The sequence below is a fragment of the Nonomuraea sp. NPDC050394 genome, assembly GCF_044459065.1.
Lineage (GTDB): Bacteria > Actinomycetota > Actinomycetes > Streptosporangiales > Streptosporangiaceae > Nonomuraea.
The window spans coordinates 248,104-263,346 of sequence record NZ_JBITIO010000002.1; the positions used below are offsets into that span (position 1 = coordinate 248,104).

Consider the following 15,243-nt stretch of genomic DNA (forward strand, 5'->3'; position numbering starts at 1 on the left):
ATAAGTAAGGAGTTACCATGAACGAAGAGTTCGAACTGCGCGGGGTCAACCATCTGGCACTGGTCTGCTCGGACATGAAGCGGACCGTCGACTTCTACTCCGGCGTCCTGGGCATGCCGCTGATCAAGACGATCGAGCTGCCGATGGGCTGGGGCCAGCACTTCTTCTTCGACGCCGGCGGCGGCAACGCGCTGGCCTTCTTCTGGTTTCCCGACGCGCCGGAGGCGGTGCCCGGTGTCTCGGCGCCCAAGGGACTGCCGGACCGGGGCGAGCTGCTGTCGGCGGTCGGCTCCATGAACCACATCGCCTTCGACGTGCCGCCGGACAAGATCGAGGAGTACCGCGACCGGCTGATCGCCAAGGGCGTGGACGTGGGCGTGCTGCTCAACCACGACGACAGCGAGTTCGGCGTCGCCCCGGCTCCGCACGAGGGCGTGTTCGTGCGTTCCCTCTACTTCAAGGATCCCGACGGCGTCCTCATCGAGTTCGCCTGCTGGCTGCGTGAGCTGGGCCGCGAGGAGGACGTGCGGCACGAGCCGAAGACCGCCGCCGACCGGACCGTCTGATGCCGCGCCTGCGCCGGGTCCCGCGCGAGGAGGTCGCCGACCCGCTCACCGCGTTCTTCTACGACCGCCTGCTGACCGGCGACGGCACCGCCACGGGCTCGCCCGGCGACTGGTGGGAGGTCTTCGCGCTCGACCCGGCGATCCTGCGCCACTGCGTGAAGGGCTTCCAGCTCTACCGGGAGTCCGCGCTCGACCCGGTGCTGCGCGAGCTGGGCCAGACGCGCGCCGGATGGGCCAGGCAGTCGCGGTTCGTCTACTCCCAGCACTGCAAGCAGATGCGCGCGATCGGCGTGCCGGAGGAGAAGATCCAGGCGGTCGCCTCCTGGCAGGTGAGCACCGTCTTCGGCGAGCTGGAACGGGCCGTGCTCGCCTACACCGACGCGCTCGTGCTGGACGGCGGCCGGGTGCACGACGAGGTCTTCGCCGTGCTCAAGAAGCACCTGCCGGACGAGCAGATCCTCGAGCTCACCTACATCACCTGCATGTACGAGATGCACGCCACCATGGCCAGGGCGCTGCGGGTGGAGTTCGACGACCGCGACGACCCGATCACCGAGGTGCCCGCGCCCGAGGGGTACGGCACCCGGGACATCGCCGACGAACTCGCCTGACCGTCCGTCTGATCGTCCGTCGACCGTTCGTCGCGAAGAGCCGACCGTTCGCCGATCCGCGACCGGATTACCGGCCAAACCTCACTACTGTCACGTCGGATGACGCCACCCCTGCCATCCCCCCAATGGTCTAGAAATAGTCCAAAACGTGATATTTCAGTCATTGGGCCATCTGGGTTGTGACGCTAGTGTCCCCTCACCCGCGTACCACTGTCATACCGGAGGGGTCATGGCCGAGCCGCCACCTCGCACCGACAAAAGCCCGTGGAACTGGCTGCTGATCGTGCCGATCGTGCTGCCGTTGTGCACGTTCCTGTTCAACGCCGACGAACCCCGGCTGATGGGCTTCCCGCTGTTCTACTGGCTGCAGCTCGCCTTCATCCTCGTCGGCGTCGCCTGCACCGTGGTCGTCTACAGGATGACCAAGTGAGCGGGCACACGACCGAACTGGTCGTCTTCATCGCACTGTTCGCCCTGGTCAGCGGCATGGGCTTCGTGGCCGCCCGCTGGCGTAAGCCGAAGGACATCGAGAGCCTCGACGAGTGGGGCCTCGGCGGGCGCAACTTCGGGACCTGGATCACCTGGTTCCTGGTCGGCGGCGACCTCTACACCGCCTACACCTTCGTGGCGGTGCCCGCCCTGGTGTTCGGCGCGGGCGCGCTGGGCTTCTACGCGGTGCCGTACACCATCGTGATCTATCCGCTGGTCTTCCTCGTGCTGACCCGGCTGTGGTCGGTCTCGCACGTGCACGGCTTCGTCACCCCGGCCGACTTCGTGCGCTCCCGCTTCGGCTCACCGACGCTGGCACTGGTCGTGGCCATCACCGGGCTGGTCGCGACCATGCCCTACATCGCGCTGCAGCTCGTCGGCATCGAGGCCGTGCTGCAGTCGATGGGCGTCACCGGCCACTGGCCGATCATCGTGGCCTTCGCCATCCTGGCGGCCTACACCTACCAGTCGGGCCTGCGCGCCCCCGCGCTGATCGCCTTCGTCAAGGACTCGCTGATCTACATCGTGATCCTGGCGGCGGTCATCTACATCCCGATCAAGCTGGGCGGCTGGGACAACATCTTCGACGCGGCCGCGGCCAAGTTCGACAAGTCCCCCGCCCCGGGTGACGGCCTGCTGCTGAACGCGGGCAACCAGCTGCAGTACATCACGCTGGCCTTCGGCTCGGCGCTGGCGCTGTTCCTCTACCCGCACAGCCTCACCGGCGTGCTGGCCGCCAAGAACCGCACCGTCATCAAGCGCAACATGTCCGCGCTGCCCGCCTACAGCTTCCTGCTCGGCCTCATCGCCCTGCTCGGCTACATGGCGATCGCCGCCGGCACCAAGCCCGTCATCGGCGAGAACGGCAAGCCGATCGGCAACACGGTCGTCCCGGTGCTGTTCGACAACATGTTCCCCGACTGGTTCGCGGGCGTCGCCTACGCCGCGATCGCCATCGGCGCGCTGGTCCCCGCCGCGATCATGTCCATCGCCGCGGCGAACCTGTTCACCCGCAACATCTACCGCGAGTACTTCAACAAGAACGCCACCGACAAGCAGGAGGCCACGGTCTCCAAGCTCGTCTCACTCGTGGTCAAGGTCGGCGCGGTGCTGTGCATCCTGCTGCTGGACCCGCAGTTCTCCATCGACCTGCAGCTCATCGGCGGTGTGATCATCCTGCAGACGCTGCCTTCCGTGGCCCTCGGCCTGTACACCCGGTGGTTCCACAAGGGCGGCCTCATCGCCGGCTGGGCCCTGGGCCTGGCGGCCGGCATGTGGATGCTCTACACCATCCCGAACCCCGCCTCCGGCAAGCTGCACTTCGGCGGCTCGGCGTTCTCGCTGGGAGAACTCGGCTTCGACACCAAGACGACCGTCTACGCCGGCGTCCTGGCCCTGGCCGTCAACCTCCTGGTGGCCGCCGTCGTCACCGTGGCCCTGCGGGCCGCGAAGGTGGCCGATGGCGTGGACGGCACGCGGCGCGACGAGTACTTCGCCGACGAGGGCGACCCCCGGGTCAAGGACCTGGACCTGTCCGCACCGCACTAGCGGCCGGCGCGGAGGAGCAACGTTGATGCAACCTCCGCGGGAACACCGTGGACAAATGGGCACGCCCCGTCCGTCGCCCCCGTGCAGACGGTACGTGCCCCGGTTCGGGCGGGCGGTGATCTGCGCCTTGCCACCCGCCCGGACCGCAGGACGGCGTCACGGAGGCGCGTAGCCGGGATTGGCGACGTCGAGTTTGGCGCGCACGGCCGCGGTCAGGGCCGCGAGCAGCTCCGGGTCGCCGTCGCGGCCCTCCCTGATCCGGGCGGCCAGTTCCGCGTCGCTGCCCACGCCCAGCGCGGCCAGCCGTACGGCGTGCTCGGCGGCCTGGGCGGGGCCGAGCTCGATCTCCCGCTCCACCATGCCGAGCACGTTGATCGCCACCCGCGTGTGAAAGCGCACCCGGCCCTCGACCGCCGGCAGCACGTCGGCCTCCAGGAACTGCCTGACCGCCGCGACCAGCTGGGCCGCGTCGGGCACGTCGTGCGGCGCCGCCATGGCGCCTCCTCTCCGCTGTGCCGAAGACGCTGAAAAGAATCCGCAAGTGACCGCTTATCCGTTGACCGGGCAACGGATAGACGGTGTGATCCTTTCATGAGCTTCGCCGTACCCGACAGCGTCCGGCCGGTTCGCGACGCCGTCCACGCGTTCATGACCGAGCGGGTCGAGCCCGCCGAGCCCGCCCTGTGCGACGGCGACGCCGCCACCCTGCGCGAGCTGCAGGAGGAGGCCAAGAAGGAAGGCCTGTGGGCGCTCGGCCATCCGCGTGAGCTGGGCGGCGGCGGCCTGCCGTTCCTCGACTACGTCTACGTCAACGAGGTGCAGGGGCGTAGCGAGTTCGGCCAGCTCGCGCTCGGGACGTTCACGCTGCAGGACTCCCTGATGCTGCACGAGCACGCCTCACGCGGCCAGCGTGAGCGCTACCTGGAGCCTCTCGTGCGTGGCGACATCTGGCCGAGCTTCGCGATGACCGAGCCGGACGTCTCCAGCAGCGACCCCACCCAGATCGAGACCGAAGCGGTGCTCGACGGCGGCGAATGGGTCATCAACGGCCACAAGTGGTTCACCACCGGCGCCTCCCGCGCCGCCTACACCACCGTGATGTGCCGCACCGAGCCGCAGGCCCCGCCCCACCTGGCCTTCTCCATGATCCTGGTGCCGACCGGCACGCCCGGCTACACGATCGTCCGCGAGACGCCGGTGCTCGGCCTCGGCGGCGCCCACTGCGAGGTGCGCTACGAGGACGTCCGCGTCCCGGCCGCCAACCTGCTCGGCGAGCGCGGCCACGGCTTCGTCATCGCCCAGAAGCGCCTCGGGCCCGGCCGGATCTTCCACTGCATGCGCTGGCTCGGGCAGGCGCAGCGCGCCTTCGACCTGATGTGCCACCGCCTGCACGGGCGCACGGCGTTCGGTGAGCCACTGGCCAAGAAGCAGCTCATGCGCCAGCACGTCTTCGACTCCTACACCGAGATCCAGTCCGCGCGGCTGCTCACCCTGCACGCGGCGCAGGCGGTGGACGCCGGTTCCGACGCGCGCGTCGAGATCGGGGCGATCAAGGTGGTGGGGGCGCGCATGCTGCACAACGTGATCGACCGGGCCATCCAGGTGTACGGCGCGGCGGGCCTGACCCCGGACACGCCCCTGGACCGGATGTACCGGCACGCCCGCGCCGGACGCATCTACGACGGCCCCGACGAGGTGCACATCGACTCGGTCGGCAGACGGGTCCTGGGCGCGTACACGAGCGGCGGCTCGTGGGAGTTCGGCCTGCGATGAGCGCGCGCACCGGCGACCGGATCGCGGGCATCGTGCGGGACGCGCTGGGCGCGCGGGCGGCGGTGCTGTCGAGCGCGCGGCTGCCCGGCGGCGCCTCCCGCGAGACCTGGTCGCTCGACGTGGACACGCCCGGCGGCCGGCGGGCGCTCATCCTGCGCCTGGACTCCCCCGGCGCGCCCCTGAACACCGGCGCCTCCCCGGAGACCGGCGGCGGCCTGGCGGCCGAGGCGGTCCTGATGCGCGCCGCCGCCGATGCGGGCGTCCCGGTCCCGGAGATCGTCGCCTCCGGCGGCTCCTACATCCTCATGGCGCGGGTGGACGGGGAGACGATCCCGCGCAAGATCCTGCGCGACGACGCCTACCGGCACGCCCGGCCGCTGCTGGCCGCGCAGTGCGGGCGGGCGCTGGCGGCGGTCCACCGGATGCCGCTCGGCGCGCTGCCCGCGCAGAAGGAAGCGGACGCGCTGGCCCAGTGGCGCGAGGTGCTGGATCTGACCGGGCAGCCGCATCCGGTGTTCGAGCTGGCTCTGCGCAGGCTCGCGGCGACCCGGCCGGAAGGCGCGCGGCGGACGGTCGTGCACGGCGACTTCCGCAACGGGAACCTGATCGTGGGGCCGGAGGGCGTGCGGGCGGTGCTCGACTGGGAACTGGCCCACGCCGGCGACCCGGTCGAGGACCTCGGCTGGCTGTGCGTGAAGGCGTGGCGGTTCGGGGAGAAGGCGCCGGTGGGCGGCTTCGGCACCTACGACGAGCTGGTCGGCGCCTACGAGCAGGCCTCCGGGCACGCGGTGGACCGGGAGGCGCTGCGGTGGTGGGAGGCGTTCGGGGTGCTGAAGTGGGGCGTCATCTGCGTCATGCAGACGATGCGGCACCTGGCCGGCGGCGCGCGGTCGGTGGAGCTGGCGGCGATCGGGCGGCGGGTGTGCGAGACCGAGTGGGACCTGCTGGAACTGCTCGGCGCCCGCTGAGAACGCGTGGCGACGCCCGTCCGGCGCCGCACGCCGGAGGCGGCTTCGCGACGGGGTTCCCGCGGACGCGGCCGGTCGCTCAGGTACGCGCTCGCCCGCGGGAAGCGGTCGCGGTCCGGGGACCGAGCGGGCGCGGGACGAGCGCGGCCACGATCACCTCGGCCAGGCCGTCGACGACCTCGCCGGGGTCGACGCCGGGGTGGTCGAGCCACCAGTCGGCGGTCGTCTGGACCATGCCGATGAAGGCGTGGCCGAGCACCTGGGCGCGTACCGGATCGGGGGTGACGCCCTCGGCCACCAGCACCTGCGCGAGCTCTTCGCCGAGACCTCTGACCAGCGTGGTCATGTGACTGCGGATCTTGCTGTCCTCGGCGCTGGCCCGGTGGAACAGGAAGCGGTAGAGGTTGTGGTTGGCGCCGATCAGGTCGAGGTAAACGGCGATCGCGGCGCGGGCGCGCGAGCGAAGGTCGCCGCCGCCCTCGGTGAACTGCGGGCGCAGCCGGTCGATGACGGTGCGTACGTGGCGGTCGGCCAGCGCCTGGTAGAGGCCGCTCTTGTCGCCGAAGTGGCGGTAGAGGATGGGCTTGGTGATCCCGGCCTCCGCGGCGATCGCGGCCATCGACACCTCGTGCCCGTCACGCTCGATCACCCGGTCGGCGGCGTCGAGCAGCGCCCTGCGCCGGTCCGGGCTGCGTCCCCTCACCCGGCAAGGATAGATCGCTCCCGTCCACGCAACAGCGCCGAGGTCACCAGCAGCGCGCCAACGACCGTGTAGAGGCCGGTGACCCCGGCCAGGGTGCCGGGCGGCTCGCCCGGCAGCGCGCCCCAGCGGGGCAGCCCCGCCGCCACCAGCAGCGCGAGGTCGAGACGCGTGGCGAACAGGGCGCCGAGTGCGACGAGCGGCAGCCCGCAGATGATCGCGGCCAGCGGGGACAGCCGCTGCCATCCGGTCAGCAGCCCGGCCACCGCGGCCACGGCGCTCAGATAGCCGAATCCGGCCGGGCTCGGGCCGAAGCCGGTGTAGCCGGCGCGCAGGGCCCGCGCGCCGGCCTCGGTCAGGTAGTAGACGGCGGGCAGCGCGAGCAGGCCCACCGCGGCGGCGGCCACATGACGTCCCACGTCCTCATCGTCCCCTGGAATCCGGGCAATGTCTCGATCTTGGGACAGACGGCCCGGAGTACAGGCTTTAGCGTGGATACATGGCTAACAGTGGCACTGGTCCTGGTTCGATCACACCTGACGGATCCCCTGTTGAGTTCTATCTCCTCATCGAGCCGAACGGCGAGCCCGAGATCGTCAGCGCCGCGCTCGCGCCCGGCGCGTCGATCCTCGAGATCGGCTCGGGGGTGGGGCGGCTGACCCATCCCCTGCTCGCGCTCGGCCACGAGGTGGTGGCCGTGGACGAGTCGGCGGACATGCTCGCGCACGTGCGCGGCGCGCGGACCGTGCGGGCGCGGGCGCAGGAGCTGCGGCTGGAGCGGGAGTTCGACGCGGTCCTGCTCGCCTCCTATCTGGTCAACACCGCCGACGACGACGCGCGCCACGACCTGCTGTCGGCGTGCGCGCGGCACGTACGGCCCGGCGGCTCCGTCCTCATCCAGTGGACCCCGGCCGAGCAGCACGACGCGTGGGAGGTCGGCCGGGGGCGCACCACGGGCGACCTCAGCATCACGCTGGCGGCGCTGGAGCCGGTGCGGCCCGGGGTGGTCGCCTCCACGATGCGGTACACGCAGGACGAGCGGGTGTGGACCCAGTCGTTCTGGTCGCGGCGCCTGACCGACGACGACCTCCGGGCCGAACTGGAGCGGGCCGGGCTGCGGCTGGATCGCTTCCTGACCGACGACCACAGCTGGGTGCTGGCCGTCCGCGACTGACCAGGCCGGTCAGTAGAGCAGGCCGGTCAGTAGAGCAGGCCGGTCAGTAGAGCAGGCCGTGCCCGAAGGGGTAGAGCGGGTCGGCGGTGCCGCCCGGGACGTCGGACGGGCTCGCCTCGACCGCCGCCATCGACCGCGGCAGCTCGTACGGCAGCCGCCCCTTCGGCTCGGCCCGCCCGAACAGCACCTCCAGCAGCGCCCGGTCGCTCGCCCCGTAGTCGGCGACCACGGCGGCCGCGCCCTCGGCGATCTCGGGGAAGACCGCGGGCCGCTCCAGGTAGACGTCCACGACGGTGGGCACCGTGCGCTGCAGGCGGGTGATCCGGTCGATCTCGGCGGCGGGGAAGGCCAGGCTTCCGGAGTGGAAGAAGGCCTCGAAGGCGCCCGGCCGCGGCTCGTACGGCGCGGCCAGCCGTACCACGGCCACGTCGGCCTCCTCCGGCGTGGCGACGACCTTGCCGTAACCGGCGGCGAGGTCGGCGTCCACGCCCTCCACGTACAGGCGCACGCCTTCGGCCAGCGGCAGCGGGCCGTTCTTCAGCAGGGTGAGCGAGGCCGTCTGCGCCTCGAACCCGGCCCGCGCGAAGGCGGCCCGCCCGACGACCTCCTCGGCCATGTCGGCGTCGACGAAGGGCGCGTCGAACAGCCCGAGCGTGAACTTCTCCCGCAGGACCCGCCGCACCGACGCGTCCAGCCGTTCGGTGCTGATCCGCCCGGCGTCGACCAGTTCGGTGAGCAGGTCGGGGCAGGCCTCGCCGCCGAACTGGTCGACGCCGGCCTCGATCGCCTTCTGCACGCGCCCCGCGGGGGTGAGGTGCTCCACGCCCCAGGCGCGGGCGGGCATCTCCTGTCCCATGATGAAGGCGTCGGTGATCAGGCCCCAGTCGGTGCAGACGATGCCGTCGAAGGCGTAGCGCTCGCGCAGCAGGCCGGTGATGACGCCCTTGTTGAAGCCGAAGCCGACCTCTTCGTGCCCGGTGCCGACCGGCATGCCGTAGTAGGGCATGATCTGCGAGGTCCCGGCGTCGAAGGCGGCTTCGAAGGGCTTCAGGTGGTGCTCGAACCGGCCGCCGGGGTAGACCTGCTCGCGGCCGTGGGCGAAGTGGGGGTCTTCGCCGTCCTTCTGCGGCCCGCCGCCGGGGAAGTGCTTGGTCATGCAGGCGACGCTGCCGGGACCGAGGCGCTCGCCCTGGAAACCGAGGATGTAGGCGCGCACGAGGCGGGAGGTGAGCTCGGCGTCCTGGCCGAAGGTGCCGTTGGCGCGTGACCAGCGGGGCTCGGTGACCAGGTCGATCTGGGGGTGGAGGGCGACGCGGATGCCGACGGCCAGGTATTCCTGCCGCGCCATGTCGGCGAAGGTCCGGACCAGCTCGGCGGAGCCGATCGCCGCCAGCCCCGGCGGCTCCGGCCACTGCGAGAACGCCCCGGCCATCATGGACGCGCCGGGGTTGCCGGAGAAGGAGTGGCGCGGGTCGGTGGAGAGCGTCACCGGGATGCCCAGCCGGGTGGCGGCGGCCCGCTCCTGCAGCGCGTTGTGCCACTCGGCCATCTCGCGCGGGGAGCCGCCGCCGAGCACGTTGAAGTGGTTCATGTGCCTGCCGTCGATCATGCTCTCGGCGGTCTCGGCCCCCGGCGGCGGCGCGAACCAGGCGATGGTGTGGAACAGCAGCCCCGCCTTCTCCTGCAGGGTCATCCTGGCCACGAGGTCGTCGACCCGCGCCGCGGTGGGGAGTGAGGGGTCCTTGTAGGTCATGGGCGTGATTATACGTATCATCAGCTCCTCTACCAGAGGTTCGCGCCATGCGCCACGCCGCCGCGTGCCGAAATTACTGGGAAATACTGGAACTCCTGCTACCCTCGCGCCATGAGTGACCGGCTGGACCAGCTGGAGAGGCGCATCGACGAACTCCGCGCCGGGGTGCGCCGCGCCATGCGCGCCCGTGACGCGGTCACCGCCCGGGCCCTGCGCGCCGACCTGCGCGCCGCGGAACGCACCTGGGACTCCCTGGTCAGCTCCCCCGTCCAGACCCCGGGCGGCAAGCGGGCCGGCACCACGACCGTGCGCGAACGGGTGCACCAGGCGCTCGACGCGCTCGGCGCCCCCGCCCAGCCCCGGCTGATCGTGGCGGTCAGCGAGGCGTTCTTCTCCGGCGGGCTGCGCTCCGCGCAGCTCACCAGCATCCGCCGCGACGAGGAACGTTCCTTCCGCTCCAGCCCGTACGGCCGGCCGTACTACCTGTGCGCCGCCCTGACCGACCGCCTCTCCCCCGCCCGGGGCCTGCTCACGCTGAGCACCTGGCCGCTGGAGCGCCGGGTGGTGGGCCCGCTGAGCCCGCGGGTCGACTTCCTGACCTGCGCGGCGGCCGTGGCCCGGCACATCCAGCGCAGCGCGGGCCCGTCACCGGAGTCGCTGCGCCTGGTGGCCAGGATGGGGCGCAACATCCCCGGCGGCGAGCTGGTCGAGCTGGGCAAGGACGTCGATCCCGGCCGCGTGGCCGAGATGGCGCTGGCGGAGCTGGCCGTACACCTTGATCGGGACACGCGCGACCGGGCCGGGCTGGCGGCCCGCGCGCGCGAGCAACTGGACGACCCCGCGCGGCTGTTCGGCGCCGCGCTCCTGAGCGCCGCCAACGTCGGCGCCCTCGGCAAGGAAGGGATCACGGCGTGAGACGGATCGACGCGCTGCGCGGGACGACACCGCCGAAGCCGCACGACGCCCGGGCCATCGCGGCGCTGGCCGCGAATCCGGGTTGCGCGCGCCGGGCGCTCATGGACGGCGCGGGGGTGGACAAGGACGCGGCCGCGCGGCATCTGGGCTTTCCCGCGCCGTTCGGGCAGTCGCCGTTCGCGATCACCCGCGGCAACCAGTTCGAGGCTCTGGTCAAGTCCGACGGCTGCGCCGAGCTGCTGCGCATGCTGCGCGAACTGCTGGAGCTGCCGATCGCCGAGGTCGCCTACCACGACGTGGAGAACGTGGGCGCGCACCTGCGCCACGCGCACACCCGCGCGCTGTTCGACCGGGCGGCCAGGGGAGAGCACGACGCGGGCACGCTCTACGACCACCCGCTGCTGAGCCTGGACATCGCCGGCCACGCCGCCTACCTGGAGCCGGACGTGGTCGCCTTCCAGCTGGAGGGCCGCTTCCACATCGTGGAGATCAAGTCGTTCGCCATCGTGGACGGCCAGGCCGACCCGGCCGCGGTGGCGGCGGCCGCGCGGCAGGCGGCCGTGTACGTGCTGGCGCTGCGCACGATGCTGGAGGAGCTCGGCCACGACCCGCTGGCCGTCTCCCACGACGTGGTCCTGGTCTGCCCCGAGAACTTCGCCAACCGCCCGGTCGCGAAACTGGTGGACGTGCGCAGGCAGCTCGCCGTGCTGCGCAGGCAGCTGACCAGGATGACCACGCTCGACCGGCTGCTGGAGGAACTGCCGGAGGAGCTCACCTTCGACCTGGAGCCGGGCGAGGACGGCCTGCCCCTGCGCCGCGCCGCGGACCTGGCCGACGCGCTGCGCGGGGTCGCCGCCCGCTACGCGCCCGACTGCCTGTCCACCTGCGACCTGTGCTTCTTCTGCCGGGACGAGGCCCGCGAGGAGGGCGCCTCCGACCTGCTGGGCCGCAACGTCCGCGACGAGCTGGGCGGGGTGGCCAGCGTCGAGGAGGCGCTCGGCCTGGCCGACGGCACCCGGGCCCCGCGCGAGGGGCAGGAGGAGATCGCCCGCCTGCTGCGCGGCGCCGAGCGGCTGCGCCAGGACTGCCTCGCATGAGTCTCCTGACGTCCCTGGCCAAGCTGCGCGCCCTTCAGGAGGGCCGGGCGCAGCCGATCGCGACCGTGCGGCACTGCCACCTGTCCGCGCGGCCGATGGTGTTCATCCCGCTGAAGCTGTCCGGCGAGGCCGCCGCTCCGCTGGCCGCCATGTTCGGCACCGACCGGCAGGCGCCCCAGCTGCTCGTGGTGGCACAGCCGCGCAACCGCGACCTGCGCTTCGCCTTCACCGCGGAGCTGGCCGGGCTGCTGCTGCCCTACCTGGAGAGCTTCCTGGCCGACACCGAGACGGTCGAGCGCAAGAACGCCGACCCCTACGAGCGCGCGCTCGACGCCCCGCAGGTGCTGCTGCCCAACCGCATGGGTGTGGCGTTCACCGCGCTGCTGGGCCGTTCGACCCGCTTTCGCCGCACCGACGGCCCGTACCCGGTGCCGGAGGGCGTGCCGCTGCTGGGCCGCTGGCTGACCTATCTGGCCGAGCGCGCCGCCTACCCGGGCTCGTCGCTGACGCTGGCCGTGACCGAGGAGCTGAGCCGCCACTGGGCCAGCGGGCAGAGCGCCCTGGAGGACGCCAACCTGGCCGCCCTGATGGCCTGGGTCGAGGGACGCCCCTCCGACGAGGCCGAGGACCCGCTGGTCTGGCCGCCCGCCGGGCCCGCCACCGACCCCGGCTTCGACTCCGAGGTGCTCGCGCCCGCGATCGAGAACGGCTCGGCCGAGCGCATCACCGAGGCCCTGCGCACCCAGCTGGAGCCCACGTGGCGGCTGATGTGGCAGGCGGCCGACCTGCTGCGGGCGCTGCCCGAGGGCGCGAGCGTGGCGCAGCGGTGGGAACTGGACCGTGGCTCCTACAGCGGCTTCGCCACCCAGCTCGCCGAGGGCGGCCCGCCGCAGGCCCGCCGCGACGGCGCGGTCGCCGCCGCCTCCCGCCTGTCGCGCATGGAGCGCGCCCAGGCCTCCTACGACGTGCAGCGCGCCTACGACGACCCGCTGATCATGGCCGACCACCGGCTGTCGGGTGAGGCGTTCGCCGGCGAGGTGGTACAGACCGAGCCGGACCACTTCGAGGGCGAGGGCCGCTCGCGCAAGCTGCGCCCGCTCGTGGTGGTCAAGACCGACGATCCGGTACGGCTGCCGCCCGGCAGCGCCCTCGGCACCCCGCAGCGCAAGGGACAGGGCGCCGAGCTGGTCGAGGCGGGCGGCGGCCTGGTCACCCTGAAGATCACCAAAGGGATGGGCAGGGGCAAGGCGCCCGCCCCCGGCTCGGTCCCCGAGGTGGGTGAGCGGGTCTGCTACACCACGCTGACCGACGACTTCCAGGGCGCCGCGACACTGCCCGAGCCCGAGGCGACCCCGTGGACGCACGGCGGCCCGCCCCTGGAGTACGTGCCGAACGACGACGACGCCAGGGAGGCGTGGGAGTGAGCCCCGAGGAGGTCATCCAGAACGTCCTGGCCGACCTGCCCAAGCACCGCGGCGTGGTGGTCGACTCCCCGCCCGGCGCGGGCAAGTCGACGCTCGTGGTGCGGGCCGCGGCGCACATCGCGGCGACCGGCGAGCCGCTGATGATCGTGGCGCAGACCAACGAGCAGGTCGACGACCTGGTCACCCGCATCAGCGGCAAGCACCCGGACCTGACCGTGGGGCGGCTGTCGGCCTCCGGGTACGTGGCGCCGCGCCGGCTGCTGGAACTCCCGGGCGTCACCGTCGGGACCCGCATCCAGGACCTGGGCGACCCGGACATCGTCCTGGCCACCTCCGACAAGTGGGCGTGGATCTCCGGGCGCACCTGGCCGTGGGCGATCGTGGACGAGGCGTACCAGATGCGCTCGGACAAGCTGCTGCGCATCGCCGGGCTGTTCGAGCGGGCGTTGTTCGTGGGCGATCCCGGCCAGCTCGACCCGTTCTCGATCGTGGAGGCGGACCGCTGGTCGGGGCTGTCGTGGGATCCGCTGCAGAGCGCGGTGTCGGTCCTGCTGCGCCACAACGGCGACCTGCCGGTGCACCGGCTGCCGGTCTCGTGGCGGCTGCCCGCCTCGGCGGCGCCGGTGGTCTCGCGGGCCTTCTATCCGTTCACCGGCTTCACCTCGGGCACCGGGCCCGGTGAGCGGCGGCTGGAGCTGAGCACCGGCGGGCTCGGGACCGTGCACGACCGGGCGCTGGAGGAGGCGGCGCGCTCGGGGTGGTCGCTGCTGGAGCTGCCGAACCGGCACACGGTCCGTACCGACGGCGAGGCCGTGCGGGCGGTGGCGCTGCTGGCGGCGCGGCTGCTGCAGCGGGGCGCGGTGGCGAGCTCGGAGCAGGGCGAACGGCCGGTGACGGCCGAGCGCGTCGCGGTCGGCGCGGCCCACCGCGACCAGGTGGCGGCGATCAGGAACGCGGGGCTGCCGCCGGAGATCACCGTGGACACCGCCAACCGGCTGCAGGGCCGCGAGTACGACGTGACGATCGTGTTGCACCCGCTGTCGGGGCGGCGTGACGCGACCGCCTTCCACCTGGAGTCGGGACGGCTGTGCGTGCTGGCCTCGCGGCATCGGCACGCGTGCGTGGTGGTGGCGCGGGCGGGCATCGCCGAACTCCTGGACGCCCACCCGTCGGCCGAGCCGGTGCAACTGGGCGTGCCGGTGAAGTTCCCCGACGGGTGGGAGGCCAACCAGTCGGTGCTGGAGCATCTGGCCGCGCACCGGGTCAGGGCCTGACGGCGTCCTCAGACCCGGCGGCGCCACACGTCGATGACCATGACCGGGCTCATGCCGGCCGAGGTGTAGAGGCCGAGCGCCGGGGTGGTGTTGTTGGAGTCGACGTGCAGGATCGTGCCCTTCCTGCCGCGGGCGGCGTCGGCGGCGAACGCCTGGAGCAGCAGGTGGCGGCCCAGGCCGCGGCCCCGGTAGGCGGGCAGGGTGGCCAGCGTGCCGACGTAGCCGCAGTCCTCGTCGGGGACGAAGGCGTTGTTGGCGTGGAGCATGGCGGCGGGCTCGCCGTCGATCCTGGCCACGATGAGCTGTGACCAGTCGTTGACGCTCTGGGCCTCGCGCCGCTGGTACCAGGCGTCGTAGCCGACCTTGATGAAGCCGAAGTGGTCGGCGAAGCCTTCCTGGTGGACGAGGTGGGCCTGGCGGCGTACCTCCTCGTCCTCGCCGGTGTGCAGGGTCAGGCCGGGGAGCGGTTCCGGGGCCGCGGGCGGGGCGGTGAAGTCGACGCGCATGCGGTGGAAGCTGGTGGCGGGCTGGAAGCCCTTCGCGCGGGCCTCGGCCTGCTTGGGCTCGTCGGCGCGGTAGACGCCGATGTCGACGGTGGCGCCGCGGTGGCCGAGCTCGGCGGCGATCTCCTTGGCCCTGCCGAGCACCAGCGCCCACAGGCCCGCGGACAGGCCTTCGGTGCCGGGCCGTACCAGGACCTCCACGTCGACGTTGTCGCTGTCGCCCTTGCGGCAGGCCCACGCCCAGCCGACCGGGCGCCCATCGGAGTCCTCGGCCAGCCACCCGTCGGTGTCGCGGTCGAACTCGGGCTCGACCAGCTCGTCGGCGATGTCCTCGAGCGTGGTGTCGACGCGGCCGAGGACCGCCTGGTCGCAGGCGGAGACGAGGTCGTGGATGGCGGCGGCGTCCTCGATCTGCGGACGCCGGATCCGATGGGTGTTCATGCAGGAT

16 protein-coding genes are annotated in these 15,243 nt (G+C 72.3%); 11 read left to right on the forward strand and 5 right to left on the reverse strand.

Going from position 1 to position 15,243, the window contains the following annotated elements:
• The first annotated feature begins 17 nt into the window (after positions 1-17).
• The 4 genes from ACIBKY_RS09360 to mctP all read left to right on the forward strand — a co-directional run bounded on the left by ACIBKY_RS09360 (position 18) and on the right by mctP (position 3,214).
• Positions 18-566 carry a VOC family protein gene (locus tag ACIBKY_RS09360; protein WP_397095803.1) on the forward strand — a complete coding sequence of 183 codons (549 nt, stop codon included), beginning with the start codon at positions 18-20 and terminating at the stop codon, positions 564-566.
• Entirely contained in the window at positions 566-1,177 is a 612-nt protein-coding gene (locus ACIBKY_RS09365; protein ID WP_397095804.1) for a carboxymuconolactone decarboxylase family protein, read from the forward strand. Before ACIBKY_RS09360 ends, ACIBKY_RS09365 begins: the two co-directional genes overlap by 1 nt.
• Before the next feature lie 229 nt (positions 1,178-1,406).
• Entirely contained in the window at positions 1,407-1,607 is a 201-nt protein-coding gene (locus ACIBKY_RS09370; RefSeq protein ID WP_379623284.1) for a DUF3311 domain-containing protein, read from the forward strand.
• Positions 1,604-3,214, forward strand: a complete 1,611-nt coding sequence (gene mctP / locus ACIBKY_RS09375) for a monocarboxylate uptake permease MctP (protein ID WP_397095807.1) — start codon at positions 1,604-1,606, stop codon at positions 3,212-3,214. Before ACIBKY_RS09370 ends, mctP begins: the two co-directional genes overlap by 4 nt.
• A gap of 156 nt (positions 3,215-3,370) precedes the next feature.
• Here the strand turns inward: mctP and ACIBKY_RS09380 are convergent, their stop codons facing one another.
• Positions 3,371-3,709, reverse strand: coding sequence for a DUF6285 domain-containing protein (locus ACIBKY_RS09380; protein ID WP_397095808.1), 339 nt, complete (start codon positions 3,707-3,709; stop codon positions 3,371-3,373).
• 96 nt (positions 3,710-3,805) lie between these two features.
• Here ACIBKY_RS09380 and ACIBKY_RS09385 point away from each other — a divergent pair, with 96 nt between their 5' ends.
• Together ACIBKY_RS09385 and ACIBKY_RS09390 are read left to right on the forward strand one after the other, a co-directional pair.
• Entirely contained in the window at positions 3,806-4,987 is a 1,182-nt protein-coding gene (locus ACIBKY_RS09385) for an acyl-CoA dehydrogenase family protein (protein WP_397095809.1), read from the forward strand.
• The gene (locus tag ACIBKY_RS09390; RefSeq protein ID WP_397095811.1) at positions 4,984-5,955 is read left to right on the forward strand and encodes a phosphotransferase family protein; all 972 of its coding nucleotides are present in this window, start codon (positions 4,984-4,986) and stop codon (positions 5,953-5,955) included. Before ACIBKY_RS09385 ends, ACIBKY_RS09390 begins: the two co-directional genes overlap by 4 nt.
• Before the next feature lie 79 nt (positions 5,956-6,034).
• Here ACIBKY_RS09390 and ACIBKY_RS09395 read toward each other — a convergent pair whose 3' ends face one another.
• On the reverse strand, positions 6,035-6,658 hold the full coding sequence (locus ACIBKY_RS09395; protein WP_397095813.1) for a TetR/AcrR family transcriptional regulator: 624 nt from the start codon (positions 6,656-6,658) through the stop codon (positions 6,035-6,037).
• On the reverse strand, positions 6,655-7,074 hold the full coding sequence (locus ACIBKY_RS09400) for a hypothetical protein (protein ID WP_397095815.1): 420 nt from the start codon (positions 7,072-7,074) through the stop codon (positions 6,655-6,657). The genes ACIBKY_RS09395 and ACIBKY_RS09400 overlap by 4 nt, the downstream gene beginning before the upstream one ends.
• A gap of 80 nt (positions 7,075-7,154) precedes the next feature.
• On the opposite strand from ACIBKY_RS09400, the gene ACIBKY_RS09405 reads away from it, so the two are divergent.
• Positions 7,155-7,829 carry a class I SAM-dependent methyltransferase gene (locus ACIBKY_RS09405; RefSeq protein WP_397095816.1) on the forward strand — a complete coding sequence of 225 codons (675 nt, stop codon included), beginning with the start codon at positions 7,155-7,157 and terminating at the stop codon, positions 7,827-7,829.
• A 43-nt stretch (positions 7,830-7,872) separates the two neighbouring features.
• Here ACIBKY_RS09405 and ACIBKY_RS09410 read toward each other — a convergent pair whose 3' ends face one another.
• Positions 7,873-9,582: a glycoside hydrolase family 3 protein gene (locus ACIBKY_RS09410; protein WP_397095818.1), complete on the reverse strand. Its 1,710-nt coding sequence runs from the start codon at positions 9,580-9,582 to the stop codon at positions 7,873-7,875.
• A gap of 111 nt (positions 9,583-9,693) precedes the next feature.
• Between ACIBKY_RS09410 and ACIBKY_RS09415 the strand changes: the two genes are divergently transcribed.
• Genes ACIBKY_RS09415 through ACIBKY_RS09430 form a run of 4 tightly spaced genes read left to right on the forward strand, consistent with a single transcriptional unit; the run spans position 9,694 to position 14,292 of the window.
• Complete coding sequence (locus tag ACIBKY_RS09415; protein ID WP_397095820.1) at positions 9,694-10,497, forward strand: hypothetical protein; 804 nt, start codon at positions 9,694-9,696, stop codon at positions 10,495-10,497.
• Positions 10,494-11,594, forward strand: a complete 1,101-nt coding sequence (locus ACIBKY_RS09420; RefSeq protein ID WP_397095821.1) for a hypothetical protein — start codon at positions 10,494-10,496, stop codon at positions 11,592-11,594. Before ACIBKY_RS09415 ends, ACIBKY_RS09420 begins: the two co-directional genes overlap by 4 nt.
• Positions 11,591-13,018 carry a hypothetical protein gene (locus ACIBKY_RS09425; RefSeq protein ID WP_397095822.1) on the forward strand — a complete coding sequence of 476 codons (1,428 nt, stop codon included), beginning with the start codon at positions 11,591-11,593 and terminating at the stop codon, positions 13,016-13,018. The genes ACIBKY_RS09420 and ACIBKY_RS09425 overlap by 4 nt, the downstream gene beginning before the upstream one ends.
• Complete coding sequence (locus tag ACIBKY_RS09430) at positions 13,015-14,292, forward strand: AAA family ATPase (protein WP_397095824.1); 1,278 nt, start codon at positions 13,015-13,017, stop codon at positions 14,290-14,292. The genes ACIBKY_RS09425 and ACIBKY_RS09430 overlap by 4 nt, the downstream gene beginning before the upstream one ends.
• A gap of 8 nt (positions 14,293-14,300) precedes the next feature.
• Here ACIBKY_RS09430 and ACIBKY_RS09435 read toward each other — a convergent pair whose 3' ends face one another.
• A complete protein-coding gene (locus tag ACIBKY_RS09435) occupies positions 14,301-15,236 on the reverse strand; it encodes a GNAT family N-acetyltransferase (protein WP_397095825.1) in 936 nt (311 codons plus the stop codon).
• Positions 15,237-15,243: the final 7 nt, after the last annotated feature.